The 26,609-nt window shown below is 41.6% G+C and carries 26 protein-coding genes and 1 tRNA gene; 8 read left to right on the top strand and 19 right to left on the bottom strand.

What is annotated here, in order from left to right; all coding sequences use genetic code 11:
• Nucleotides 1–129: 129 nt before the first annotated feature.
• Nucleotides 130–759, bottom strand: coding sequence for a DUF47 domain-containing protein (locus AC1DV1_RS07820; RefSeq protein ID WP_274208577.1), 630 nt, complete (start codon nucleotides 757–759; stop codon nucleotides 130–132).
• A gap of 289 nt (nucleotides 760–1,048) precedes the next feature.
• Here AC1DV1_RS07820 and AC1DV1_RS07815 point away from each other — a divergent pair, with 289 nt between their 5' ends.
• On the top strand, nucleotides 1,049–1,252 hold the full coding sequence (locus tag AC1DV1_RS07815; protein ID WP_147058944.1) for a hypothetical protein: 204 nt from the start codon (nucleotides 1,049–1,051) through the stop codon (nucleotides 1,250–1,252).
• Between the two features lie 209 nt (nucleotides 1,253–1,461).
• The gene (locus AC1DV1_RS07810; RefSeq protein ID WP_477357246.1) at nucleotides 1,462–3,840 is read left to right on the top strand and encodes a carboxypeptidase regulatory-like domain-containing protein; all 2,379 of its coding nucleotides are present in this window, start codon (nucleotides 1,462–1,464) and stop codon (nucleotides 3,838–3,840) included.
• A 524-nt stretch (nucleotides 3,841–4,364) separates the two neighbouring features.
• Here AC1DV1_RS07810 and AC1DV1_RS07805 read toward each other — a convergent pair.
• Nucleotides 4,365–4,583: a DUF5071 domain-containing protein gene (locus tag AC1DV1_RS07805; RefSeq protein ID WP_477357244.1), complete on the bottom strand. Its 219-nt coding sequence runs from the start codon at nucleotides 4,581–4,583 to the stop codon at nucleotides 4,365–4,367.
• 837 nt (nucleotides 4,584–5,420) lie between these two features.
• On the opposite strand from AC1DV1_RS07805, the gene AC1DV1_RS07800 reads away from it, so the two are divergent.
• On the top strand, nucleotides 5,421–5,909 hold the full coding sequence (locus tag AC1DV1_RS07800; RefSeq protein ID WP_477357242.1) for a nuclear transport factor 2 family protein: 489 nt from the start codon (nucleotides 5,421–5,423) through the stop codon (nucleotides 5,907–5,909).
• Nucleotides 5,910–5,964: 55 nt separating this feature from the next.
• Here the strand turns inward: AC1DV1_RS07800 and AC1DV1_RS07795 are convergent, their stop codons facing one another.
• Complete coding sequence (locus AC1DV1_RS07795; RefSeq protein ID WP_477357241.1) at nucleotides 5,965–6,189, bottom strand: DUF6965 family protein; 225 nt, start codon at nucleotides 6,187–6,189, stop codon at nucleotides 5,965–5,967.
• Nucleotides 6,190–6,390: 201 nt separating this feature from the next.
• Between AC1DV1_RS07795 and AC1DV1_RS07790 the strand changes: the two genes are divergently transcribed.
• A complete protein-coding gene (locus tag AC1DV1_RS07790; RefSeq protein ID WP_477357239.1) occupies nucleotides 6,391–8,178 on the top strand; it encodes an ABC transporter ATP-binding protein in 1,788 nt (595 codons plus the stop codon).
• A 166-nt stretch (nucleotides 8,179–8,344) separates the two neighbouring features.
• Nucleotides 8,345–8,677 carry a DUF3276 family protein gene (locus tag AC1DV1_RS07785; RefSeq protein ID WP_147057824.1) on the top strand — a complete coding sequence of 111 codons (333 nt, stop codon included), beginning with the start codon at nucleotides 8,345–8,347 and terminating at the stop codon, nucleotides 8,675–8,677.
• Between the two features lie 75 nt (nucleotides 8,678–8,752).
• Here AC1DV1_RS07785 and AC1DV1_RS07780 read toward each other — a convergent pair whose 3' ends face one another.
• Together AC1DV1_RS07780 and mgtE are read right to left on the bottom strand one after the other, a co-directional pair.
• Nucleotides 8,753–9,250, bottom strand: a complete 498-nt coding sequence (locus tag AC1DV1_RS07780) for a DUF5362 family protein (protein WP_477357237.1) — start codon at nucleotides 9,248–9,250, stop codon at nucleotides 8,753–8,755.
• An 83-nt stretch (nucleotides 9,251–9,333) separates the two neighbouring features.
• The gene (gene mgtE / locus AC1DV1_RS07775) at nucleotides 9,334–10,707 is read right to left on the bottom strand and encodes a magnesium transporter (RefSeq protein WP_477357235.1); all 1,374 of its coding nucleotides are present in this window, start codon (nucleotides 10,705–10,707) and stop codon (nucleotides 9,334–9,336) included.
• A gap of 231 nt (nucleotides 10,708–10,938) precedes the next feature.
• Between mgtE and ychF the strand changes: the two genes are divergently transcribed.
• Complete coding sequence (gene ychF, locus AC1DV1_RS07770; RefSeq protein WP_477357233.1) at nucleotides 10,939–12,042, top strand: redox-regulated ATPase YchF; 1,104 nt, start codon at nucleotides 10,939–10,941, stop codon at nucleotides 12,040–12,042.
• 175 nt (nucleotides 12,043–12,217) lie between these two features.
• Here ychF and AC1DV1_RS07765 read toward each other — a convergent pair whose 3' ends face one another.
• The 3 genes from AC1DV1_RS07765 to AC1DV1_RS07755 form a co-directional block, all read right to left on the bottom strand.
• Complete coding sequence (locus AC1DV1_RS07765; protein ID WP_477357231.1) at nucleotides 12,218–12,976, bottom strand: hypothetical protein; 759 nt, start codon at nucleotides 12,974–12,976, stop codon at nucleotides 12,218–12,220.
• Between the two features lie 122 nt (nucleotides 12,977–13,098).
• Nucleotides 13,099–14,349: a sensor histidine kinase gene (locus AC1DV1_RS07760; RefSeq protein ID WP_477357229.1), complete on the bottom strand. Its 1,251-nt coding sequence runs from the start codon at nucleotides 14,347–14,349 to the stop codon at nucleotides 13,099–13,101.
• Complete coding sequence (locus tag AC1DV1_RS07755) at nucleotides 14,346–15,023, bottom strand: response regulator transcription factor (RefSeq protein WP_477357227.1); 678 nt, start codon at nucleotides 15,021–15,023, stop codon at nucleotides 14,346–14,348. The genes AC1DV1_RS07760 and AC1DV1_RS07755 overlap by 4 nt, the downstream gene beginning before the upstream one ends.
• A 269-nt stretch (nucleotides 15,024–15,292) precedes the next feature.
• Between AC1DV1_RS07755 and AC1DV1_RS07750 the strand changes: the two genes are divergently transcribed.
• Entirely contained in the window at nucleotides 15,293–15,967 is a 675-nt protein-coding gene (locus tag AC1DV1_RS07750; RefSeq protein ID WP_477357225.1) for a cytochrome b/b6 domain-containing protein, read from the top strand.
• Between the two features lie 97 nt (nucleotides 15,968–16,064).
• Here the strand turns inward: AC1DV1_RS07750 and AC1DV1_RS07745 are convergent, their stop codons facing one another.
• The 3 genes from AC1DV1_RS07745 to AC1DV1_RS07735 all read right to left on the bottom strand — a co-directional run bounded on the left by AC1DV1_RS07745 (nucleotide 16,065) and on the right by AC1DV1_RS07735 (nucleotide 18,471).
• Nucleotides 16,065–16,754 (bottom strand): VIT1/CCC1 transporter family protein, encoded by a 690-nt coding sequence (locus tag AC1DV1_RS07745; protein ID WP_477357223.1) that lies wholly within the window; start codon nucleotides 16,752–16,754, stop codon nucleotides 16,065–16,067.
• Nucleotides 16,755–17,133: 379 nt separating this feature from the next.
• On the bottom strand, nucleotides 17,134–17,592 hold the full coding sequence (locus tag AC1DV1_RS07740) for a nuclear transport factor 2 family protein (protein ID WP_477357221.1): 459 nt from the start codon (nucleotides 17,590–17,592) through the stop codon (nucleotides 17,134–17,136).
• 30 nt (nucleotides 17,593–17,622) lie between these two features.
• On the bottom strand, nucleotides 17,623–18,471 hold the full coding sequence (locus AC1DV1_RS07735; protein WP_477357219.1) for a helix-turn-helix domain-containing protein: 849 nt from the start codon (nucleotides 18,469–18,471) through the stop codon (nucleotides 17,623–17,625).
• A gap of 1,012 nt (nucleotides 18,472–19,483) precedes the next feature.
• Here AC1DV1_RS07735 and AC1DV1_RS07730 point away from each other — a divergent pair.
• Nucleotides 19,484–22,021, top strand: a complete 2,538-nt coding sequence (locus AC1DV1_RS07730) for a PAS domain S-box protein (protein WP_477357217.1) — start codon at nucleotides 19,484–19,486, stop codon at nucleotides 22,019–22,021.
• Nucleotides 22,022–22,260: 239 nt separating this feature from the next.
• On the opposite strand, the gene AC1DV1_RS07725 is transcribed toward AC1DV1_RS07730, so the two are convergent.
• From AC1DV1_RS07725 to AC1DV1_RS07690, 8 genes are all read right to left on the bottom strand, one after another.
• Nucleotides 22,261–22,332 (bottom strand) — tRNA-Arg (locus AC1DV1_RS07725).
• Nucleotides 22,333–22,416: 84 nt separating this feature from the next.
• Nucleotides 22,417–23,145: an esterase family protein gene (locus AC1DV1_RS07720; RefSeq protein ID WP_477357215.1), complete on the bottom strand. Its 729-nt coding sequence runs from the start codon at nucleotides 23,143–23,145 to the stop codon at nucleotides 22,417–22,419.
• Nucleotides 23,146–23,214: 69 nt separating this feature from the next.
• Nucleotides 23,215–23,805 (bottom strand): GDSL-type esterase/lipase family protein, encoded by a 591-nt coding sequence (locus tag AC1DV1_RS07715; RefSeq protein WP_477357213.1) that lies wholly within the window; start codon nucleotides 23,803–23,805, stop codon nucleotides 23,215–23,217.
• Nucleotides 23,806–23,903: 98 nt separating this feature from the next.
• On the bottom strand, nucleotides 23,904–24,404 hold the full coding sequence (locus tag AC1DV1_RS07710; RefSeq protein WP_477357211.1) for a DUF3859 domain-containing protein: 501 nt from the start codon (nucleotides 24,402–24,404) through the stop codon (nucleotides 23,904–23,906).
• A 93-nt stretch (nucleotides 24,405–24,497) separates the two neighbouring features.
• Nucleotides 24,498–25,238 (bottom strand): hypothetical protein, encoded by a 741-nt coding sequence (locus AC1DV1_RS07705; protein ID WP_477357209.1) that lies wholly within the window; start codon nucleotides 25,236–25,238, stop codon nucleotides 24,498–24,500.
• 26 nt (nucleotides 25,239–25,264) lie between these two features.
• Nucleotides 25,265–25,633 (bottom strand): DUF1801 domain-containing protein, encoded by a 369-nt coding sequence (locus AC1DV1_RS07700; RefSeq protein ID WP_477357206.1) that lies wholly within the window; start codon nucleotides 25,631–25,633, stop codon nucleotides 25,265–25,267.
• A gap of 3 nt (nucleotides 25,634–25,636) precedes the next feature.
• A complete protein-coding gene (locus AC1DV1_RS07695) occupies nucleotides 25,637–26,197 on the bottom strand; it encodes an NADAR family protein (protein WP_477357204.1) in 561 nt (186 codons plus the stop codon).
• A 1-nt stretch (nucleotide 26,198) separates the two neighbouring features.
• Complete coding sequence (locus tag AC1DV1_RS07690; protein ID WP_477357202.1) at nucleotides 26,199–26,555, bottom strand: DUF1801 domain-containing protein; 357 nt, start codon at nucleotides 26,553–26,555, stop codon at nucleotides 26,199–26,201.
• Nucleotides 26,556–26,609: the final 54 nt, after the last annotated feature.

The following is a 26,609-nucleotide window of genomic DNA, read 5'->3' as shown; positions in this document are numbered from 1 at the left end:
CCTTTAGCCTTTAGCCTTTAGCCTTTAGCCTTTAGCCTTTAGCCTTTAGCCTTTAGCCTTTAGCCTTTAGCCTTTAGCCTTTAGCCTTTAGCCTTTAGCCTTTAGCCTTTAGCCTTTAGCCTTTAGCCTTTAGCCATTCTTTATCAAAATACTTTCAATAATTAGTGTGGCATCTTCGCAGCTATCGGTGGCTGTTTCCATCGCCATAAATACATCTGTGTATTTTATAAGTTGTATGGCGTCGGTTTCGTTGGCCAGTAAATCGGCAAATGCTTCATTGTAAACGGTATCGGCCTGGTATTCCAGTTGTTTAATGCTGTTACAAATTTCGAAAATATGCGCCGAATTACCCAGGTTATTCATAGCCTTAACTGCACTTTCAAGCGCCTGGGTAGTTTGCAGGATAAGATCAGCAAGGTTGATAATAGGAGGGGTTATTTTAGGCACATCGTACAGGTTTATCCTGCGCGATGCCATAGCTATGCTATCTGCCACATCATCAATAGCCGCCGCAAGTTCGCACATATCTTTACGCTGAAAAGGAGATATAAGTGTACGCCCCGATTCGGTAAATACCTGGTGTGTAATTTCGTAACTTTTTGTTTTTAGCTTATCAATGTGTGTAAACTGAAATTTTTGCTCGTAGGTATCAGTGGAGTTCACCGCGGTATTAAGCAGGGTTGCCATTTGAGTGGCATTGTCAACCGCCCGGTTAAATAAATCATAAAAAACCTGGTTTGAGTTGGGGAATATCGACATCTATTGAAATTTTTTATGATACTTTTTAAGTAAAAATCAATTTAACAGTGTGTATACTAACTGTTTAGTATATGTTGGCTGTTTTTATTTTCGTGGCTAAATGTAACCATTAATTTGCAGCAATAGGTCACGGAATTGTTAATCCAATGTTAATTAAATGTTATCAAATTATTGGTGCTGTAGTTTGCCGTTAAATAAATTTCACCGGTAAAAAATGCTATGTAACATTTACTGTTTTTTAAAACAATAACACCATAATACATATTACATTAATATTAAGTAAACCGTTATGAAACCCGCTGATAAACATTATAAATTCATAAACAGTAAAACTGGTTATGCAATTTATTACCACTCCCTAAGCAGCGACCTCAACGCCACAGAGATCAAAAATCAACTGCAGGATATTAAAGCCCGTGTGGCTATACAAAATGGTATTTACCTGGAAACTGTATATTGGGAAGAGATAAAGGAAAATGCCGAAATACAGTAGTAGAGTCAAGAAGCAAGAATCAAAAAAAAATTGGCACGTAGATTATCCGATTTCAATAAAACATTGGCCCGCGAAGAAAATATTTAGGTTTGAGCATTTTGCGCTTATCTTGATTCTTGGCTCTTGACTCTTATTTTATTTGTTTTGTGCGGTTAATTGAGGTATATTTAATCACCAATTTAAATCACCTCTTTTTAAACACTTCCCGCATGAAAAAGATAGTACCTGCACTTTTTTGCGCCTTATGTTTTTGTACATCTGCGTTTTCACAAAACGCAAAAGCACCGCTTTCGTTAGACGGAATAGTATCACGCCTTCAAACCTTATCGACAACAAAAGCTACCGAAAAAGTTTACCTGCACTTTGACAGAACGACATACAGTGCCGGTGATACCGCCTTTTTTAAGGCCTATCTTACATTTGGCGAACAACATCAGCTATCAAAACTAAGTGGCGTATTGCACGCCGACCTGGTGAACCCCAACGACTCTTTGGTGAAGTATATAACGTTACAGGTTAACAATGGGCTGGCCTGGGGCGAATTTGCTTTGCCAAACAGCCTGCCAAAAGGCCTTTATCATATAAAGGCTTATACCAAATGGATGATGAATAGCGCCGACCCTAACGTTTTTGACCAGCCAATTATAATTAATAGCCCGGTATTGCCAACGCGTACACTATCAACTCAGCAAACTAAAATTGCCAATAAATACGATATTCAGTTTTTTCCGGAGGGTGGGACCTTTGTAAATGATATTCCGGCTAAACTGGCTTTTAAGGCTATTGATCATAACGGCATGGGGGCCAGTGTTAAAGGCGTGGTTGTAGATAACCTGAATGCCGAAATAACGAAATTTGAAACCAGGCACCTGGGGATGGGTATTATTAACATAACCCCTGTTGAAGGCAGAACCTATAAAGCCAAACTTACCTATGGCGATGGTACCAACGCCACAGTTGATTTGCCAAAGGCCGACGAAAAGGGTATGGCACTGCTTGTTAATAATACCAACCCCGATAAGCTATTAATTGAAATTAATGCCAACCGGGCCTATTACCTGGCCAATAAGAACAAAGAAATTGGCATCGCCATTTATTCAGGCGGCGGGGCTGTACGGTCGGTAAAGACAACTTTAGATGGCCAGGTGCTTGATCTTAACCTGGGTAAAAAAGACTTTCAGACGGGTATCGTACGGGTGACACTATTTTCGCAAACCGGCGAACCGATGAACGAGCGGCTTTCATTTATTCAGAACGATGATCTTATGAATTTGCAAACGGCGGTAAATAAATCATCATACACAACCCGGGAAAAGGTACATCTTACGCTGAATGCCAAAAAGGACGATAAACCGGTTGTTGGTTATTTTTCTGCATCAGTGGTTGATGCCACAAAAATACCCATAGATGAAAGCGCAGAAACCACTATTTTAACCAACCTGCTGCTCACATCTGATTTGAAAGGTTTTGTTGAGCAGCCCAATTATTATTTTAACCGCGTTACCAATGATACCCGCGCCGATTTGGATGTGCTGATGCTTACCCAGGGGTACCGCAGGTTTGAGTGGAAACAATTGCTTGGCGGCGATGAGACTACGGCATCGACATTTCCTGTTGAAAGAGGACTGGATATATCAGGCACTGTTAAAGCTAGCAACGGCACGCCGGTTGCTAATGGGAACGTAACGTTGCTTGCAAAAAATGGAGGCAGTATGTTAACGCAGGTTACCGATGCCAATGGCAGGTTCAGCTTCCCCAACCTGGCCTACACAGATAATACTCCTTTTGTAATCCAGGCAAAAACCGCCGAGGGAAAAAACAATACGCAGATCATTATGGATCAGCCTAAGGAGTTGGTTCTGATGGCTGAAAAAAACAAATTAATGGGTGGCAGCGATATTGAAAAAAATGATGACAAACCTGGCCCGGCATCTGTTTATATGGCCGATGCAAGCGGAAAACTATTAAAGGAAGTGATTGTAAAAGATAAATACTTAGAGTCGCACACCAATACTATTACCGATTTTGCCGATCAATCCGGATTGGGGCGTAGCCTGGAGGGGCGCCTGCCCGGAGTTTCATTAACCAACGGCGTGCCTTATTTGCGCGAAAGGGTAGGGATTTCAGAAGCAGGCCCCATGCTGGTAATTATAGATGGAATGCAAGGCGGATCCATTACCGATTTAAATGTGTCTGATGTAGAGAGCGTTAAAATGTTAAAAAATGTCGACGCCGCACTTTACGGTTTCCAGGGATCAAACGGGGTGTTAATAATAACAACAAAAAAGAGTAAAAGCCAGGTTGTAAATAAAAAACTATCGCCCGGGCTTATTACTTACGCTCCCAAAGGTTTTTACAAAGCCCGCACGTTTTACTCGCCTGCTTACGGCGGGTCGGTTAAGCAGGCCAATAAATCAGATGATCGTGTCACCATTTATTGGAACCCCGACGTTGTTACCGATAAAGATGGGAGCGCCTCATTTGATTTTTACAATGCCGATGGCAAAGGCAACTATCGTGTAATTATTGAAGGCGTAGATGATAACGGCAATGTGGGCCGCAGCGTTTATACTTATAAAGTTGAATAAATAAAAAACCCTTGCCTTGCGGCAAGGGTCAAAAAAACCACAACAATTGTTTAACCTTCTGGCTATGTAAACCTTAAGGTCAATTCCTAACTGCAATGTGGTTATTCTTTGGGTATAACAATGCTGATTATCAATTGTTTTAAGGAATGCTGAAAGTACACATGATGGGTTTTTTTTCCTGTGGTTAATGCCACTCAAGTTTTATTTAAAATTGAAAAAAGTATTGGCACTATCATTAAAACGCTATACACATAAAAAATTACCACCTTCATTTTTGAAATAGCTTACGGGTATATTTTAAGCGGTGGTTTGGTGAAAACAATGGCTGCAAGGTGAATGACTGTTGTAGAAAAGTATACTTGCTATGAATACTTCTCTACTATTTCTTTTGCAATCGTATCCACATATTCTTCTTGTTCTATTTTAGTTGGAATGTTAGCAATCCTATTAATTACGACCGTTAATTCATCTGAGGGACTATTTGAGGATCGGGCTATTAATGAGTTTAAAATTTCATATTTCCACTAATCACCGTTACCCATCAAAATATTCAGTAAATTGGGCGTTATATAATCAATATAGGGGATAAAATAGTCAGCTATTCCGCCGGCAACTTCCCAATTCATATCTTGCATCCTTTCTAATAATTGTGGAACGTCTGCTTGTATTGCCTCAAATGGCATTAGTTTTAACTTTTTTACAGCTTCGATGTCGCTTTTTGGTTTTGGTATGTAGTTTTTCATGATGCCCTTTTTATGGATAACCCACAAGCTAATCTATTCGTGAATTAAAAAAACTTACCGAGTCAGTTGTTCCAAACTGAAACTCATTTCTTGAGTCTGAGTATAGAATGTTGATGTAATTTTTGGGTTTCAGGCGATACATAATTGTAGTATCCTTTTCGTCAACAAGATAGTGGATTTCGATATCTTTCTTGTCAATAATTATCGGACCTCTAACAACCTCAACCTTTTGACTTGTTGGAGTTTTTCTGTCAAAGATAACCTTGCCGTCGAAGGTGAGAATAACACGTTTATCGCTGTTAGCGTAAATGCTGACATAGACGGTGCTGCGAGAACTCTTTCCGGTGCATGAACTCAACATTAGAAGAAGGACGCTAATTATCAGTCTTCCCATTTGGAATTGCTGGTCTGTCATGTTGTTTAACTGTTTATTGTTCGACTGAAGATTTCCGACAACGGCTGGTTGAGGCCTACATAAGTTTTGTCCTCCTCATCGCTACAAGTGTTTTTCAAAGCCTCCAGCTTTGTGGTCCGCATGCCAGATATAGTCCATGCTTGTGAAACAATCGGCGAAAGTTCATCTTTGATACATACGCTATCGGCATAAGCTAAAAATACAAAAACTTCGGGATGAATTGAACCTACGTGAGTTGCCTGCCAATAACTTACACGGCGATTATTTTTTCGCGGTTTACAAGGTTGGAGCGGCAGCCCTAAAATCCAATACCCAAACACTTAACCCTCAACTGTGCGGGCTTTCGCCGCAAATATTTTTGCTCAGCCGTAACTACAGCCCGCCCACGTGCGTCTATCCGGTATAGTTAATACTTTTTAACCATGACAACGCCCCGTTTATTTTTCCGTGTATCGGTAATGTTTATTGCCCTTGCAGCCGGTTTTGCCGCTAAGGCCCAAACCGCTGCTTTTAAGCCAAAGGATGCAGCCCTGTTTAAAACCATAGCGCACATGGATAGTGTAATGTTTAACGCCTTTAACAACCGCCAGCTGGATGTGATGAAGGGTTTATTTACTGCCGATGTGGAGTTTTATAATGATGGTAAAGGGGTTACCGGTTATGATGCCACCATCGCCGGCTTTAAAGGCATTTTTGAAAACAAACAAGCTGCCGACCTGCGTCGCGATCTGCTGCCCGAGAGCCTGGAGGTTTACCCTATGCCGGGTTTCGGCGCTATTGAAATGGGAACCCACCGTTTTACGCATACCGAAAACGGTAAGCCGGTAATTGGCGTTATGAAATTTGTACACATTTGGCAGTTAAAAGATGGCCAATGGAAAGTGAGCCGCGTGGTAAGCGTTGGGCATTGATAAAAAACTGCCAGTATTTGAAACAAATAGCTGCCGTTGTCTCTACCGGTGTACGCTACCAGGGGCGGGGAATTCCGGGCCCATCGTAAGGATGTTCAAGCGCGTTGATGATGCGCATGAGGCGATGCCTGGCACCGCTATGTTTAACTTCGGTTCGCATGGTTTCCAGGTTGCGGGCCACGGCTTCTTTCACGTCGTGTTGGGTGGTTGCCCGGTCAATTCTTAAACTTTGGGGTAAATCTGCGGTTTCAAAATAAGCTGTCAACTCCTGCTCTGTCATGCCGCAAAGGTAAAAAAGCAATCCGGTAATCGGTTAGACGTTTTTTACTTTCGCCTTTTACCTTTCGCCTTTCACCTGTTGTTTTCTTACATCAATGTTACTTTTCGGTCGCCAACAATCCACTCAAATTTTAATACTTTTGGTCAGACGGAAAAGCAGACTTTCGGACTTGCCGACTCTCTTAGCTTCCGGACTATATAAATGAAAGACCTCGCATACCTCAATAAGTTTTTTTACAAATACCGCTGGCGGCTAATCCCGGGCGTGTTGTTTGTAATTATATCTAACATTTTTGGTGTACTGCCGGCCCAGGTTATCCGCGTAGCATTTGACTTGGTTACCGAAAATATTGGTGCTTACCACCTTTTTGCCGGCTTTAACCGCCAGGGCATGATATATGATATTTTTGGCAGCAGCCTGATGCTGTTCGGCGTGCTGGTACTGGTGCTGGCCTTGCTGCGGGGCTTGTTTTTATTTTTTATGCGCCAAACCATCATCCTGATGTCCAGGCATATCGAGTATGATTTAAAGAACGAAATTTATAGTCACTATCAGCGCCTGTCGCTGGCTTTTTACCGTCGGCACAACACCGGCGACCTGATGAACCGCGTTACCGAAGATGTGAGTCGGGTGCGTATGTACCTTGGGCCGGGCATTATGTATACCATCAACACTGTGGTGCTGTTTGTAATGGTAATATACGCTATGCTTACTGTAAATGTGCGGCTGGCAGTATGGTCGGTATTGCCGCTGCCTGTATTAGCAGGGATCATTTACTATGTGAATAACGTAATTAACTACCGGAGCGAACAGATCCAGGAACGGCTGTCGGGTTTATCAAGTTTTGTGCAGGAGAATTTTTCGGGTATCAGGGTAATCAAATCCTACGTTAGGGAAGCCTTTGTACGGGAAAAGTTTGCCGCCGAAAGTGAAAATTATAAAATGCACTCAATGGCCCTTGCCAAAGTGCAGGCGATGTTTTACCCTATTATGCTGTTGCTGGTTGGCCTGAGTAACGTAATTACCATGTATGTGGGTGGGGTAGAGGTAATGAAAGGCAATATTACATCGGGCAATATCGCGGAGTTTATTGTATACCTGAATATGCTCAATTTTCCGGTGATTGCCCTGGGTTGGGTAACTTCGCTGGTGCAGCGGGCGGCGGCGTCGCAAAAGCGGATCAATGAATTTTTGCATCAGCAGCCCGAGATCATTTCATCAAAAGCCCCGGTACATACCATTAAAGGCGCACTTGAATTTGATAAGGTATCGTTCACTTATCCTGATACCGGCATCCAGGCTTTAAAAAATGTGTCGTTCAAAGTTGATCCGGGGCAAATGATTGCTATTATTGGGCGCACAGGCTCGGGCAAATCAACCATTGCCAACCTGGTTATGCGCATGTACGATACTACCGGCGGCGAAGTTTTGGCAGACGACATACCCCTGCAACAGCTTAACCTGGAGGGCTATCGGTCGCAAATTGGCTTTGTGCCGCAGGAGGTTTTCCTGTTTAGCGATACTATTGCCAATAATATCGCCTTTAGTGCCGATGTGCTTGATTTGCCGGTGGTAGAACAAGCCGCCCGCGATGCCGCTGTTTATAATAACATTATCGAGTTGGAGCAGGGCTTTTCCACTTTAATTGGCGAACGTGGCGTAACCCTATCGGGTGGGCAAAAACAGCGTGTGTCTATCGCCAGGGCCATATTTAAACACCCGCAGATATTGATATTTGACGATTGTCTTTCGGCTGTTGATACCCGTACCGAAGAGGAAATATTAAATAACCTTGGCCGTGTGATGCAGGGTAAAACCAGCATCATTATAGCGCACCGTATATCAACCATAAAAAATGCCGATAAGATACTGGTGATGGATAATGGCGAAATTGTGGAACATGGCAGCCATGAATACCTGATGCAGCTTAAAGGAACCTATTTTGAACTGTATGAAAAGCAGTTGTTAGAAGAAGAACAGAACGCCTAACTCCTCTGGTCGACTAATATCCAGGTTTCGCAGCGATAATAAATTTAACTTGCGCACAAAAAAAACGCTGTTTTGTTTTAAAAGTTGCAATAAAAATGAATAAAATACTTGCACTTTGAATTTTTATTTATATTTATGCCAACCAAAACTAATTTCAGGGATATTTATGGGAGATTTTGACAATAGAGAACGTGAAGAGGTATTTTCTAAAAAGGTGAGAGCCGGGAAGAGAACGTATTTTTTTGATGTAAAAGCAACCCGCTCAAACGATTACTATGTTACGATAACAGAGAGCAAAAAGCGTTTGGAGGATGGTGTGTTTATTAAGCACAAGATTTTTTTATACAAAGAGGATTTTGAAAAATTTGCCGAAGGTTTGAAAGACACAGTTGACTACATCAGGGCTAACCAGGATGTAGTTGAAAAACGCTATGAGTACGGCGAAAATCCGGAAGTTGCCAAAGCATCGGCAGATGAGGATTTTTCGTTCGAGATTTAACAGCGCAATACCAGGCTACAATGATATAATTAAACCCTGCCCATAAGGCAGGGTTTTTATTTTAATAACACATCGTTACATTCCTGCAGACATGTCTTTTGCCATAGTTGCGGCAAATACTACAAAACATACTATTGCTAATACGTAAACGCAAATGAAAACTATGGTTACAATTCCCCATAGCTTAAAAAAAGATTTTAGCTTACCCAGGCCGGCTGTTATGTGGGCTGTATCCTTAAAGTTTACACCTGCCTTTATTTTTACCGCAAACTGGTAAATATAAAGCGCGAAGAAAAAATAAAGCAAATCAATTAACAGGTAAAAAATGGTAACGCCGCCGCCAAAACCTGCCATTATTTTCAGGCCGGGATTGTAGGGCATCGTTTCGGCCATTTTTGAAAAAATAGTACCTATCGATAAGGCTAACAAAGCAAATAAGCCGCAAAAAATAAAGCCCAGGATACCTAAAAAGGTGGCCCACTTACCTGCCGACAGTAAATAGCTTTGCGCTTCGGCGGTTAAAATGATTTCGGTTGAACCTGGAGGGGTGATGTAGCTTTCGTCAGTTTCCATTATTAGTGTTTAAGTTTAAGTGTTTATATGGTACTAAAGATATATAAATAATTAAGCAAACAATAATTTGGAATGTACTGAAACTACAGCAAAGTACCCTTCATAAACAATAACGCTATTGAAAAATAAATGATAAGCCCGGTAACATCAACAAGGGTGGCCACAAACGGGGCTGAAGATGTAGCCGGGTCGGCCCCTAATTTTTTCAGGATGAGTGGCAGCATTGATCCTGCTAATGATCCCCATAAAACCACACCTACCAAAGCGCAGCCTACTGTTAACCCAACCAGCATCCAATACGGGCCGTAAAGGTGCGGCCAAACCATAGCAAAGGCAAAAATACGGAAGAAACCAATGATGCCTAAAGTAGCTCCCAGCATAAGGCCCGAGAGCAGCTCGCGGCGCATTACACGCCACCAGTCGGTTACAGTTACCTCGCCAAGGGCCATTGCCTGTATAATTAAGGTAGAGGCCTGCGAGCCGCCATTACCACCGCTTGATATAATGAGCGGGATAAACAATGCCAGCACTACAGCTTTTTCTATCGACTTTTCAAAAAAGCCCATGGCGGTAGCGGTTAACATTTCGCCTAAAAATAAAATAATGAGCCAGCCTACGCGTTTTTTTACCAGCTTAAAAAGGTTAATATCCAGGTAAGGCTCGTCCAGGGCTTCTGTACCACCAATTTTTTGAATGTCTTCGGTATATTCTTCATTGGCTATCCAAAGGATATCGTCAACGGTAACAATCCCTAATAAAATATTTTCTTTATCAACTACCGGGAGGGCGGTGCGGTTATTCATTCTAAAAACGTTGATAGCTTCTTCCTGCGGGTCGCTGGCGCTCAGGGCTATCAGGCGGCCATCCATCAGGTCAGATACCTTTGTTTCGGGTTTTACCAACAGTATTTCGCGAATCCGGATATCGTCAAGCAGGATGCCATTTTCGTCAATTACATAAATTACATCAATGGTTTCGGAGTTTTTACCGTACCGGCGGATGTGCGAGAGTACCCTTGTTACATCCCAGTTTTTTTTAACGGCAATGTAATCAGGTGTCATCAAACGGCCAACGCTATCTTCTTCATAACCTAAAAGCGACAATGCCTCTTTCCTGTTTTCTGGTGATAAATGCAGGATCAGTTTTTTAACCGCGTCGCCATGCAATTCGGCAAAAAGGGCAGTACGGTCATCCGGGGGTAGTTCGTTAACCAATTCGGCAACTCTTGGGCCCGATAGTTTTTTAATAATGCGCTCCTGCGTAGGGAAATCCAGGATACGGAATACGTTAACTGCGCGGTTAAGCGAAAGTATCTCGATAAATAAAGGGCCGTGTTCAGGAAGTTCATCAATCAGTTCTTCAACATCCGATATATTGAGGTTATTCAAATATTCCTGTAATTGGGTATTGTTGTCCTGCTCCAGTAACAATTCTATTTGCTCAACCATCTCTTCCATATAAATGCCCTCGTTTTTTACATCGTATTATTAATGTGATCCTGTTTTTTAACGACGGCAAAAGTCGTTTATTTTTTCAAATAATCCGGCAAAAAATTCTGTTATCTTTGCGGTTTTTAAAGTGAGTGGTTGATTGAGTGAATGGCTGATTAGGTTAGTTAAAACCTGTCCGCTCATTCCTGTTTTTTAACTTAATCAACCATTCACTCAATCAACTTAATCAACTTAAAAATGGGTTTACAATGTGGGATAGTAGGTTTGCCAAATGTGGGTAAATCAACACTTTTTAATTGCTTATCAAATGCCAAGGCGCAGGCGGCTAACTTTCCGTTTTGCACCATCGAGCCAAACGTGGGTGTAATTACTGTGCCGGATGAGCGCTTAACAAAGCTTACTGAAATAGTTCAGCCCAAAAACATAGTGCCAAACGTTATCGAGATTGTAGATATTGCCGGCCTGGTAAAAGGCGCCAGCAAGGGCGAGGGGCTTGGTAACCAGTTTTTGGCCAACATTCGCGCTACCAACGCTATCATCCACGTATTGCGTTGCTTTGATAATGATAACGTGATCCATGTTGACGGCTCGGTTGACCCAATTCGCGATAAAGAGATCATCGATACAGAATTGCAGCTAAAGGATTTAGACTCAATTGAGAAAAAGATTCAGAAAGTTGAAAAAATGGCCAAAACCGGTGGCGACAAAGAGGCTAAAAAAACCTTTGATGTTTTAACCGTTTATAAAAACCATTTACTACAAGGTAAATCGGCCCGTACTGCACCGGTTGCCGAAGAAGACAAGGAATATATTGCCGACATCTGGCTGCTTACCGCTAAACCGGTAATGTACGTTTGTAATGTTGACGAAGGATCTGTAAGTACAGGTAATGCTTACGTTGAACAGGTGAAAGCCGCCGTAGCTGAGGAGAAAGCCGAAGTGCTGATCATATCAGCCCAGATTGAAGCCGAAATTGCCGAATTGGAATCATACGAAGAGCGCCAGATGTTTTTAAACGATTTGGGCCTGACAGAATCAGGCGTTAATAAACTGATAAAAGCTGCTTACCGTTTGTTAAACCTGGCCACCTATTTTACAGCTGGTGTACAGGAAGTACGCGCCTGGACAATTACCCAGGGCTTTACAGCACCGCAGGCAGCCGGCGTTATCCATACTGATTTTGAAAAAGGCTTTATCCGCGCCGAGGTTATTAAATACGACGACTTTGTGAAATTTAACGGTGTTGAAGCTACCATAAAAGATAACGGTAAATTGGGCGTTGAGGGTAAAACTTACATTGTGCAGGATGGCGATATTATGCACTTTAGGTTCAATGTTTAATTAACCCCGGCGATATTAAAGAATATGGAGCAGGAAATTAAAGGCGTTATCGAAAGTAATTAATACGCCGTTCCGCCCGGCCTGCAACAAAAAAGGGAGTGCTTTTCGATGCATTCCCTTTTTTATGTGCTGAATTTACGCATTTAATATGGTTGAATACCTCATAGCAACGCTATTAAAACCTCCTGCCTATAATGATTTTAACAATCGCTTTATCTGTATTTGAGGTAAATCCATAGCCTATGCCGCCGTTAACTTCCCATTTGGGGTCGAAGTTAAGGTCGGTTGCTACAAATAGTTGGTGGTCCTGTTGTTTAAATGCATCATAATGAAAAAATGGCCCGGTACTTCCGTAATATTCTAATCCAAGGGCAACTACTTTAGTTACATCGTAACTACCTTTTACATTGGGCGAGAAAGTAAAGCCGCGGTTAACATCGGGGCCGGCGAAGCTTTTTTCTAATGTTGGATTGACAGAAATATATAATTTGTTCCATTTTTTATCCACAATAGGCCTTATTTCCAGCGTGCTTGTATTGGCAGAGAATGCACTTTTTTGAAAACCAAATTCGGTGGAGATACTTACGCCCACAGGCCAGTTCCAGCTTTGCGGGGCTGCTACCCTTGGCCGGATGTGCGAGCCCACATAGGCAGTCCGCCCGCCGTCACCTATCGAATTGAAAAAATAAAAGCCTGTTTCAAACCAGGGAGTCCAGCCATGGGTTATCTCGATAGTTTCATGTACAACATGGTTGGTAGGTAATTCGCCATTAGCAGCTGCATTACTTCCGCTAATGGTATAATTACTATGGAGTTCTACCATGGTATTGCCTTTTTCTACCGTTTCTGAACCATATACCTGGATCTCGTAATTATCCTGCGCTTTAAGTTGCAGGGTGATAAAGGCAAAGGCCAGCAAGCATAAATATTTCATTGAGTTAGTACTTTTATAACGTATGCAAGCTGCATACACTATAAAACTATGGCTACAATCTGAAGCAAAACTGTAGTTAACGGCTAAATGTTAATTGTATCACTAAGGTGACAAAATAGGCTCTAAAACGTAATTACAAAAGCGTGTAAACCTGTTTGGTGATGATAATGGATGGTGTAGCCATAATGTTGGCAAATGTTTTTTACCAGCGTTAATCCCAGGCCGGTGCCCTGCGATTCTTTACCTTTTTGAAAGCGCTCAAAAATCAGGTCGGTGTTTAGCTGATTGACGCCCCCGCTGTTTTTTATGGATAATGAATGCGCTGTTAATTGGATAATAACTACGCCGCCGATAATGTTGTGCCTGATGGCATTGCTGAACAGGTTGTTTAACAAAATATCAACCAGGTATTTACTGGCCAATATCTGTTTAGGTTGAAGTTGATGCTGAAACGAAAGGTTTTTACTTTGCATCAATTCCTGGAATTGCTGCATCTTTTCGGCCAGCATAATGTCAAGCTCAATGGGTTCTTCCTCGGTTATGAGTTTGTTTTCTAACTTGGCAAGTAACAATAAAGAGTGGTTAAGCCTGCTTGATTTATTAATGGAACTATAAATATCTGTTATCTGCGCCAGCTGATCTGCACCTAAAGTTTCGTCCTGGATCAGTGTATCCAGTTTGGTTGTTACTACTGCCAGCGGTGTCATCATTTCATGCGATGCATTCTCTGTAAACTGTTTCAGTTTCAGGTAATCGTGTGTTACCCTTAATGACATTTCCCTGATGGCTTCGTTTAGCTCGGTAAATTCGTCTACCTCGCTTGGTTTGCCGGTAAATTGGTCAACATCGGCAATATTGAATTGCTTTATTTCCGTTAGTGTTAACCGGAACGGTTTCCAGAGACCGTTAAGCAGGTATTTATTGGTAATAAACAGCACAAACAACAAGCCGGCCAGTAGGGTGAGGGTAATAATGGTAATAACCTCGATAAGATATTTTTGCCCGGCCCTGGAAATGGCGATAACTACTTTGTAATTGTTGTTTTTTACTTTAACCAGGTCTTCTACCGCGCGGCCGGCTTCGGCCCGTTGTTCTTTGGGGTTAAAATAAGTGGTATCAAAAAAACGTTTTTGCAACTGCTGCAGGTTTGTTTTTACAAATACAGCATGGTCCCGGTCCAGGTCGTATAGCTGCGGGTTTTGGTCATTACTCCTGGCATATTCTTCGGCCTCGGTTAGCTGTTGCTGAAGGCCGCGATCTAGCTGTTGTTGCGCTATATAGTTAATGGCAAAATAATAAATAACCGCCCCAAATAGTAAAACAGTCAGGGTGATGTATACGCTTGTCCGGGTGTAATGCTCAGATAGTTTCATGAGCTGATAAATTTGTAGCCAAGGCCGTATATAGATGTCAGGTAGTCTTTGCCGCCTGCATCCAACAGTTTCCTGCGCAGGTTCTTGATATGGGTGTAAATAAAATCGAAATTATCGTGCATATCCATCTCATCTCCCCAAAGGTGCTCGGCAATGGCATTTTTAGATATTACCTTACCCTTATTGGCAATAAAATAAAGAAGCATCTCATATTCCTTACGCGTAAGTATGATGGGCGTATCATTTACTTCAACAGTTCTGCCCGGTATATCAATAGATATTTCGTTAAATATCAGTTTGTTGCTGGTGTTTAATGCTTTGCGGCGGTATACAGCCATTAAACGCGCCTTTAACTCGGCAAGGTGAAATGGTTTGGTCAGGTAGTCGTCGGCACCAAGGTTTAGCCCCTTCAGCTTATCATCTAACGAGTTGCGGGCCGAAATGATCAGCACTGCTTCGTTCTTATGGTGGGTTCGTAAAAATTCAAGCACATCAAATCCCTGGCCGTCGGGCAAACCTATGTCCAGTAGCACGCAATCGTAGTCATAGTCGGCCAATTTTTGTAGCGCTACAGTCAATCCACCACAGCTTTCGCATATATTGCCGTCAACATTCAGGTAGCTTGTGATGTTTTCACGTAAGCTGTGCTCGTCTTCTATTACCAGGATTTTCAATGCGGTTTTTTGATCAAAGATAAAATGCGAAATTGAAGATAAACTGAAGTGCGTGTACCCATTTGTGATAGGATACAATAACTACAGATTTGCTTCATATTCTTGTGGTAATTTACAAAAAAATATGCCTCAAAACGCCAGTATACCATTATCGCCCAAAAGGATAAACGCTCCTTTGTAACAATCCGGAAGGTGAGCGGGAGCAAATTGGTTTGATAAATGGAATTGTTTATCTTTTGGGCAAAACAGGCAGCTAAAATAAAATCAACATGGCAGTTATCGAACCAATTCGTGAAGATGTTACCCATCCGGGACATATTAAAAAATATTCGGCACCCCTTCGCCTTTGGCATTGGGTTAATACTATTGTCATCAGTGGTTCGCTGCTTACCGTATTAATCAATGCAACCATTACCGATAGAAGGCCGGTTACAGCCCTGGTTAAAGATGAGCTGAAGCACGCGGGTGCCGTAGTAACCGACGACCAGGCCGGCTCAGTTGCCCACGCGCTTGGCGATAGCGTATGGAGTGTGCATACCTATTTTGGATATGCGTTGGCTGCTTTACTATTATTCAGATTGGTACTGGAGTTTTTTCAGTTAGCCGATCAAAAATTCATCGGTAGAATAAAAGGGGCATACCGGCAATTTCAAACTATTAAAAAGGAAAGAGAACTTGCAAAGCATGAACTTGCTGTAAAAAGTATTTACGCTGCGTTTTATTTGCTGCTTATTATTATGGCAGTAACAGGTTTATTCCTGGCTTTTGAAGATCTGTTGGCACCATTCAAATCTATCAGGCACAGTGTTAAAGAGGTTCACGGTTTTTGCATGTACCTTATTATTGCTTTTATTGTTGTTCATATTGCAGGTGTTTTCCTGGCCGAGCGAAAAGATGATGGCAAAGGCATCGTTTCGGATATGATCAACGGCGGTAAATCATAGCAGGATAGTTTTAAGTTTTGAGTTCTGAGTCTTGAGTAGGAAGCCTGACGTCTGAATTGTGATTCTGGCTTAGAACTTAGAACTCAAGACTTCAGACCTATTTTCCGGTAATCAGCTTTGCCATCAGGAAAGCGGCCCCGGCGGCAAGGGCGCCAATTACTACTACTTTAAAAGCGCCGCTTAATGCCGGCTGGCCAGTCATTTTGCTTTTAAAATAGCCAAAGATGAAAAGGCATATCAAAGTAACCCCACAGGAATAATACAAAGCCTCCTGGGCACTGTCGATAATAATATATGGCAATAGGGGGATAATGCCGCCAATAATGTAGGATACACCAATGGTGATGGCGCTTTTAGTGGCGCGGTTTGCATTAGGTTCTTCAAGCCCAAGTTCATAACGCATCATAAAATCTACCCATTGCTTTTTGTCTTTGGCCAATTCATCGGCAATTTGCCGTTGCAATGGTTCAGACAGGCCGAACCCGGCAAATACTTCCATTACTTCGGCTTTTTCCTGCTCGGGTAGTTTCTCCACTTCCTCATATTCGCGTTTTAATTCCGATTGGTAATGATCTACTTCCGTGCGCCCGGCAAGATAACCACCCAGGCCCATGGCAATTGATCCGGCAACAATCTCGGCAATACCTGCGGTTACCACAAGGGTAGATGAACTGATTGCCCCGCTTAAACCAGCCGCCAGGGCAAATGGAACGGTTAAACCATCGGACATGCCGATAACAATGTCCCTGATGGTCTCCGAGCTGGTTACATGGTGTTCATGGTGCATTTGTTCTCTTTTTTATAGCGAATATACTATTGTTAAATAACAGTAGTAAGCATGAATGGTAAGTTAGAATTATTCTTGATTTAGAACCTAAAGCTTTCGACTAATCCTGTTGATGCTTGCGGTGGATGTGGCAAAATAAACCCCAATAGCTTGTCGTTTTTACTGTTACTGCGGAAACAACAAGGACCGCTCTTTTTGGAACTGTCCTTTGTTTAAATATCAAATGATAATTAGTGCTGCCAACCGTACATTTTTCGACCGCTATAATTGATGAGTTAAAGGCCACATCAACAATAGAAGCTAAAAAAAACAAATATGAGGTGGTTCGACCCCAGCCTCGGGATGTACAATTCTACTCGCTTAACTGACCAGATTTTTACTATTTAACAATCGTTATAGTTGCCTGTCGCGCAACAAGAGCCCACTTATTGTCAAGTTTCATCCAAACATTTGTGTACCTTCTGATCACCTTTTTATCGGTATTGTCTGTTACACCTCTAGGAGTTACTTCTTCTCTACCCATTACAATAGCCGTATTTTCGATAACGGAGATCTTTTCGATAATTTTTTTAAATGAACTATAATCTATTTGGCCAGATTTGATCAGTTCAACAATTTGCGGCCTGGTAACTACCATATTGGCCGGATTATTTACGATCAGTTTTGGGGACCAGTAAGTGTTTAATAAGCCCGTTAAGTCGCCCGTTAAAACTGCGTGGCTTTCTTTTTGTTCCAACTCACGGATCTGCTGTTCTTCTTTTGTTTGGGCCATCGCGTTAAAACAGTAAGTTGATATTAAAATTCCTAAGAATAGGGTTTTGATGATGTGTATTTTCATAATGTAAAAATACACAGGATGCAAGGCCAATTAGGTGTATAAAAACGACATCTTTAAATTAATATCTAATTTATGATGTACGTCGTTTGCTTCTTCATTCAATAAACCGGTTGGTGTAATACCTGAAAATTGCTTGAAATCTTTGATCAGGTGTTGAAGATCGGAGTATCCACAATCAATGGCGATATCAAACCAACTTAATCCCGGCTGGTCTTCTTTCATTTTGAAGGCTTTATTGAACCTGGTGATCCGGTAGTAGGCTTGCGGGCCAACACCTATGCGTTCCATAAATTTTCTTTCTAATTGCCTGTTTGATAAGCAAACTTGCCCGGCTATCCTGCTTAAAGAAAAATCAGTGTTATGCGAATTAATGAATTGATCTATTTTATCAATCGGGTGTTTATCAAATTTCACGGCCCCGAGTTTGCCTGTCAAATATTGTTCTATAACCTGGATCATCTGAAGATAGCTTTGGGCATTCGCTAATTGTTCGTTAACGGATTTAACTTCTTTCGGGACTACGAGTTCAGCATCTACGTATTGACTTTCAAACACCGAAAGCGGAACGCCAAACAACCGGTATAAAGCGCCAGGTTTAAAAACCACTTTCAGCATCAAATAATCTTCGTCAAAATGCAATCGGTAGGAAGTGGTTTGTTGTTGAGAGAGGTAGCTGTAGGCCCTATATTGGGTATCGCCTGTTTGTATATTTACAGAGGTAACACTTCCCTTAGGATTAAAAGTCAAGCATTGTTCGGCACGTGGATAATAAAGTTTAACAGGACTTACCGTCGATCCTTTAAAATTAAAATGAAGTAACAGGTAATGATCTACAAACTCCTGTAAACATGCCGAAGGTTTGAAGGATTGATAAATCATGCTGTCGTAATTTTATCCCTAAAGATAAAAAATCCCGGCTCTTGTTAAAAGTGAATTATTCCTGATTGAAAAATCCTGATTGTCTGCGTTTTTGCAAGTTGTGTGTTGATGTATTTTATTAGGTAAGCTTGCTGAAGACGCTGGTTCAAAAGTTTATTGACCGGTAATCGAAATTTTTAACTATGCCGGTGAACCGCTGCCAAAGAAAAGTGAGAACCACCTATTGACGAAACTTTATGTTTGTTAAGTTTATCATTTTTTTATTTGTAATTTTATTAACAAAGAATCTTTCTTGCGGTAGCTAAAATAATCTGCCGGCCAAATTAACCTGTCACACAGCCTTAAAATGAGTTTTTACAAAAAAAATAAACTGGTTTTAATATCAAGCCTGGTACTGTTCATTACGGGCATTATATTTATAGGTATTCAGCTCTCAAATACAACCTACCTGCTGGTTTTTTATCGAAAATATATTTCAATAGCATTTACTTCCTGCCTGTGTTTAATTTTGATTGGGGCTGGTTATATGCTGTTGCAATTTACGGGTAACAAAAAGGTCATGGCGTTTTTAATTGCCACATCMTTATTGTTAACCGCTATCTGTACATTAACTCTTTTAGAACGTATATTTCATTTTAATGCGGGTGTGGACGGAATTTTTGTGCCCAGGGGGCATTCAAACCCTATAATCTATCCATCCACGTACGGCAAAATGCTACCGGCGACGGCGGTGGTCTATTTATGTCTGGGCCTGGCCTTGATCGGATTTTGCACCAGGAATAAGATTGTTCACATCTTTTCTCAATACATTTTGCATGTGGCGTCTGTGATTTGTTCAATTCTCCTTATCGGCTTTGCATACAGCGGAATCTCCTTTGTTGACATGCAGGCTCACATGCTGAATTATTTTTGGTTAGGTAGCTGGATTATCACGTTATCAATTGCAGCTTCGTTTCGGTACCCGTCACTTGGGTTAACGAGTTTGTTCAGCGGCAACCTTGTGGGTAACAAAATGGCCAGGAGACTTTTTTTAATGATGGCTGTATCAATATTAGTCTTCGGGCTGGTGAAGGTAAAATACCTCAGTTTTACGATATGGCAGTATGATACATCCATCTCGTTGTTTGTGTTTTGCATCCTGGTAGCTGCGTTGCTGATCATCTGGCATACCGCCAATTGGCTGAACAAAGTTGATCTGGAACGCATTAAAGCAGAATACGAATTAAAGATACTGAATGCGGAACTTGGAGAAAGGGTAAAAGAACGGACTACTGAGTTATCTGATCTGCTTGAAAAATATAAGGAGAGTGAATTGAAGTTCAGGTCCCTGGTTGAAAAATCGATGGTTGGTGTATATATAGCCCAATTGGATAGGCGCCTTACCTATGTAAATCAGCGGTTCGCAGAACTTTTTGGTTATGAGCCCCAGGAACTCATAGACATGGGGGACAAGGTTGTAGACAATATCTATAACAGGGAAAACCGTGACAGAATATTGAAGCAATTAGAGGATCGTAAAGCTGCGAAAAAGAATGTTACAAATTTTGAAATAGAAGGGGTAAAAAAGGACGGTACCTCATTCTGGGTGGAGGTTTACAGCAGCTTAGTGACTATAAAAGGTGAAATGACTAGCATAGGGATGTTGGCAGACATAACCGAACGTAAGAAGGCAGAGGAATCTCTCATACGATCCGAAGCCCGTTTCCGCGGCGCTTTTGAAAATGCGTCTATTGGAGTAGCACTCGTTTCTTTAAAAGGCGAGTGGCTGCGGGTAAACCGCGCCTTATGCGAAATTCTGGGTTATAACGAAGGTGAATTACTGCTGTTAACCTTTCAGTTAATAACCCATCCGGACGATATAGCAAGCGATGTGGAGTTTTTACGCCAAATGTTGCGCGGAGAAACGGACTATTACAAGATTGAAAAACGATATATCCATAAAGATGGCAGTACTATCTGGATAAATTTGAATGTTTCCCTGATCAGGGAAACAAATAAACAGCCGGCTTATTTTTTATCAATAATAGAGAACATAACGGAAAAAGTAGAGTCGCAGCTTAAGTTTCAAAACCTGGTAGAGAATTTTATTGTGGGTGTTTATATTTATCAACATGGAGAGATCGTTTATGTAAATCCAAGGTTACTGGAGGAATCGGGGTATAGCGAGGCAGACTTGATAGGGCGACCGTTTGAAGAATTTATTTATAAAGATGACCTGGCCCTGGTAAAAAACGCTGCCGCCGAACGAGAGAAAGGACAGATTGATGCAATAAGATATGAGGCCAGGTTTGTAAAAAAAGGTGGCCAACCGATATGGTTTGAAATATTTGGTAGCAGAACAGTGTACGAAGGTGCGCCTGCGCTGATGGGGACGATGGTTAATATCACCGAGCGAAAGGCCGCTGAAGAGGAAATACACAGGCTATCACGCCTTTACCGCTTTGTAAGCAGCATCAATGAATCGATGCTGAAAGCAGAGAATGCTGACCAGGTATACGTTGATGCATGCCGGATAGCTATAGAGATTGGGGAATTTCAGATGGCATGGGTTGGCCGTTATGATAAAAAGAATGACTGTATCATTCCGGTGGCTTGCGGCGGTCATGAGGATGGATTTTTGGCCAGGATCGGCATCAGCGCCATGAAAGTCGCCGAATCTGCTATCCCATCAGCCCGGGCAATTCGTGAGCGGAAACATTTTTATTATAATGACATCGCCAACGACCAGGATATACCGCAGGACATCAAACATGAAATGATCAAACGCAACTATCTGTCAGGAATTTCGTTCCCCATTTTTGTCGACGGCGAGATCGTTTCGGCAATGGTACTGCTGATGTCTGAGCGGTTTTTCTTTAATGAACAAGAAATTGAATTGCTGCGTAATGTAACTGATAATATCATGTTTGCCCTTGATAAATTAAAAATGCGGGGGCTGCAAAACCAGTCGGAGGCAAACCTCAAATCGATATTTGATACAACGGAGGTAAATTACATGCTTTTGGATACGAATTACGACATCGTGGCTATAAATCAGCAGTCAAAATACTGGCAGAGGCATCTTACCGGAGTTTTGTTTGAAAAAGGGGTGAATGTGATTGATGCACTATTGCCCGAAAAAAGAGAAGCTACCAGAGCATTATTCGATAAGGTTATATTGAACAACCACTCCGAAGATTACGAAACAAGCTATTTAAAAGATGGGGTTTATACTTACTTCCTGGCCAATGTAAAGCCCATACACGACGGTAAAAAAGCTATAGGGGTATGTATAACCGGCATAAATATCACCCGGCAAAAAAAACTCACCCTTGACATGATAAAACATGTAGAGGCCATAGAAGAACAGAATAAAAAACTACGCGAAATAGCCTGGATTCAATCCCATGTGGTTAGGGCGCCGCTTTCCAGGCTAATGGGTCTTATCGATTTATTCAGCAACGAAGAAAATGATGATGACGAAAAGCGTGCGATATTGAGTTATATGCTCGTCAGCGCGAATGAGCTTGATGCTGTTATTAAAACTATTTCAGATAAGGTACACGAATAATAATAAACTTAACAAGCGTGATAAATAGATTACGCTCCCATATTTGCTGAACATCGATGCAAGATAGTGGCCCCTTATTTGATGGAAAGAGTTAGGGAACAGGCAGCTGAATGCCAGGGTTATTGGCCGTGGTTTATGCTGAAAAGCATGGCATTTTACACCGGGATGAAGAAAACCGATCAAATAATGACCATAAAAAACGCAAAAACCCACTTAGTAGTAGCTAAATAGGTTTTTTGTGCTCCCGACGAGATTCGAACTCATATCGATGGTACCGGAAACCATAATTCTATCCATTGAACTACGGGAGCAGAGCCGCAAATATATAAAAATGATAGTTAAAATGGCCGAAATTTGAAGAAGATATGTTAGGTGCTGTCAGGTTAGTTTCGCCGTTACAAATACAAAGACACCATTTGTTTCCAATAGCGTGGCCGGTGCGCGTAGTTATCCCAAATATATAGCTGGTGTGCGATGCCTTTTCCAGCAAGCAATGCGCTAAAATCACGGTTGCTATGTACAAAAGGGTCTGTTTCGCCTACCGCCATAATGATCTCGACGTTGCGGATGGCATCTAAAATTGTGCCATCGTGCAGGTTGGCCATAAATTGCTGGGGCATATTAAAGTATATATCCTCATCGCGATAGCCATCAAACAGATCTTTAAAATCGTCTATTTGCAGGGTAAGATCAAAACGCCCGCTCATGCAAACTACTTTCTTAAAAATAGAAGGATGTTTCATTGCGATATTGATGGCATGGAACGATCCCATGCTACAACCGGCTACTTCAAAGTAATCGCCGCCATTTTGGGCTTGCATAAAGGGTAAAACCTCGGTAAGGATATACTGTTCGTACTGCAAATGGCGTGCTATGCGTGTGGCCGGATGCACCCAGTGGTTATAAAAGCTTTCGATGTCAATACTATCTACACAAAAAAGCTGGATTTCGCCATTTTCAATTTTGGTTTGCAGCGCCTCAACAATGCCCCAGTTTTCGTAGTCATAAAACCGCGCCATCCGGGTGGGGAAAAACAGCACTGCCCGGCCTGCATGCCCAAATACCAATAGCTCCATATTACGGTGTAAATTGGCGCTAAACCATTTGTGATAGGCTCTGTTCATTTGTGGTCCGGCGTTTTGCTGCGAAATTTCCAAAACAAATGTTAATCAAAATTAAATAAATGGTAATGCTTACCTGTTAATATTAGCTGTAATTACCTGTTTCCACAATTGGTAGCCAAGCGGGCTTAAATGCAGGCCGTCGCCAACAAAGTATTCTTTTTTAGGGTAACCTTTGGCGTCAATCATCTCTTTATAAATATTAATAAATCGCCAGTTGTTGGTGTTTTTAACAATTTCGGTTTCGATAAGGTTATTGGCATATTTAAATTTATCAATGATGTTCCACCGGCTAAGGCTTGGTTTTAATGAAACAAAATAGCAGGGCAAATCGCCATAGCGGTGCTGCACTTCGGCAACCAGTTGCTGAAAAAATATAAAAACTTCTTCGGGATGGCGGCCATCGCCAAGATCATTATCACCGGCATATATTACCAGTCGTTTGGGGCTGTAGGTTTCCATTACCCTATCAAAAAACCAAACACATGCAGCCAGGGTCGATCCGCCGAAGCCCAGGTTAACGGGTTTTAATTCCTTAAAATCCTCTTTAAGCCCTGTCCACATCCTTATTGACGAACTGCCGTAAAAAATAGTTTCGGGCTCATATTCCTTGTTTAAACTAACTTTTTCAAGTTGTTTAATATCTTCTTCGTACCAGTACATTAAACTATTTTAGGGTGTGCAATTAATTAATGCTTGTAAATTACTCAAATAATTTAATTACAGGTACAGCACTTGCTTCAAAATGAAAATTGCGGTGCTTAATAAAGCTCAAATTTGCGGGTATAAATCAGTTTACCGGCGTAATAGATATTCAATTGCCAGGTGCCTTTTATTACTTCAAAATCATTATCGAGTGCGTAGGTGCTCGCATCGGTTGCATTTACAGCTATATCAATGGGGTACCTTACACTTTTAAATGATTCTTTTTTCGCGGTGTCTACAATCTCTGTGGGGAAGATCCATTCAATATCTAACTTTGCAATATTGCCATGTTTTCCGGTTATTTTATATTCAACGCCAAATTGGGTTCCTTTTTTAGCCTCAATTCTGTTTGTCTTTTTACCGAATACCTGATTTGCAAAAATGGAATGATCGCCCGATGGCGAACCAGGCATCTCTTCTTTAAAAACTGTTGTTGATGTTGCCGGGCCAAAAGTTATTTCAGTAAATTTTACCCGCGGTGCAGCCTGTTGGGCATTAACCGTTAAGAAACCTAAAACCCAAATAAATGAAAGCGCAAATGTTGTGATTTTGATCATGATGTAAGGTGGTATATTAAGGCTAATATAATATTTTCATGTAGCGCGTATATTAACTAAACAAATTAATAAACCACGAAGCGATGCCGGTGGCTACTTTAAATTAGGAAAAGGCATCCGGTACGAGACCGAAAATTTTTGGCCGTTAACTAAAACAGCCTGGTTTTCTTTTAAGGACGACTTTAGTTTGATGAAAGCCGAAAAGTATTTTTTATCCAGGTAAACGCTATATAAATCGTCGGCTCGTTTTATGGTTGTTTTGTTCTTAAGATCGGGCCATGCGACTTGCCAGGCCAGCGGTTTTTCGGGAGAGTCCTGGTAGTTGGTCAGCATTACTTCAATGCTATCCGGCAGCCATTCGGTTGCCCTGCCGTGCTGGTATTTTACAAGGTTATCGTAAACGGTAGTAAAACAAGCGGGCGCTTTATCCCGGTTGGCTCCCCAGCGTAAATTGCCCGAAATGCTAATTGTTTTCACGGAATCAAGGTTTAGGTACAATTCGGCAGTCGGTTGATCTGTAGCTCCGGAAACATTGGTGTACTTGGGCAATCTTTTCAAACTATCTGTGATGCCCAGGTCATCAATTGTTTGTAGCAGGTCCTCGTGGCTCAGGTTAACCCGGTAGTATTCAGCTTTGTCGTACATTATCTTTTTGTAAATCACCTGGCCGTTTTCGTAAATGGCAATGGTGGGCGCATCAGAGCTTAAAACCATCTGCCATGGATTAGTTTCTGTTAGTACCACTAACGGTCGTCCATATCCTGTTTTGTGCCGTGGTTTGCAGGAGATAGTTATAATGCAGCCTATTAAAAGGAGTGATAAGGTTTTCTTCATGATGTTTAAGTAACATTATAACTTATTTACCTGATCTTTATTACCCCCGTTTTATACAGATCGATAGCCAGCTTCAAAATTTCTTCAATAGTTTCAAGCGGCAAATCCTCATCAGCATCAAAAAGCATAATTTTCATGCGTGCCCGTTTTTCGATGATTAGCCCCGGATGATCAAAACGTTTGCCTTCAACAATGCCGATATAAGGTTGCAGCAATTTTTTATGCACCCACAGGTAGCAAAACATTTTGCCTTTATAGCAAAAAAATGACATCCCATATTTCCAGGCGGTGGTGATGTCGGCATCCTGTTTCAGTATGATTTGGCGCAGGGCCAAAAGGCAGCTTTTTACCGGTTCGGTTTGTTGAAGATAGAAATTATCAAGTGGGGTAGGCATACACTAATACTTAACGCCTTTTATAATATCCCTTACTTCCATTAATGCAAAACCCAATAAGTTTGGTCCGCGCCAGCAATAAATATTATTCACATCTTCGTCATCCTGCGCCAGCCCAATACCCCAAATGGTATCAACAGGGCTGGCTTCTACCAATACCCTGTCGCCGGTATTTATCAAATATTCGGCAAATTTGGGGTGCTGGTTAAACTTGTGGATATTACCGGTAACAACAATTTCAAATCTCTTGCCGGCCCAGATAATTTCGTCGAATCCCAAAACCTGCCGCCCCAATTCCTTTACCTCGCCGGGGCTGTTGGCGGCAATTATTCTTTCGCCGATTTTTGGATTGCCAAACAACATGGCTTTGTTGGCCATCATCCAGTGTTCGGCAGTTTTGTAGGTAATGCCATCAACAGTAAAAGGCAATTCAAACCATTGGCTAAAACACGATTTATCAATTTCGGCCCGTTTGGTCCTGTGGCCCCAAAAGAACAGGTACTTAATATCGTCGCCGTTTTCAAATTTATCGGTGAGCCATTGCAGGCTATAGTTTTGTTCCATCTTATAAATCCCGTTTTACCAATTCAATTGCCATATCCAATACCTGTTTAATGGTATTTACAGGCAGCACTTTCCCTGCATCCAATATCATTATTTTTATCCGCGAGCGGTTTTCGAAAGTAAGGCCAGGGTGTTCCATCAGTTTGCCTTCACTGAAACCAATAAAGGGCTGTTGTAGTTTTTTATGCGTCCAGATATAGCAAAACATTTTGCCTTTGTATAAAAAGAAAGGCATATTAAATTTCCAGGCGCTGGTAATGTCTTTATCGTGTTGCAGGATGATATCCCTTAAGGCAATGAAGCTGCTTTTTAGTGGTTCGTCCTGCTCAAGATAAAATTGATCTAATGGCAATAGCATATCCTATCTTTTTTAAAGAGTCCTTTGTCGCGATTTAGCGTATGTAATTTACAG

It is taken from the genome of Mucilaginibacter sp. P4_D1 (assembly GCF_056401935.1).
The sequence above is the reverse complement of the archived record's forward strand: the minus strand, read 5'-3'. Positions and strand labels throughout refer to the sequence as shown.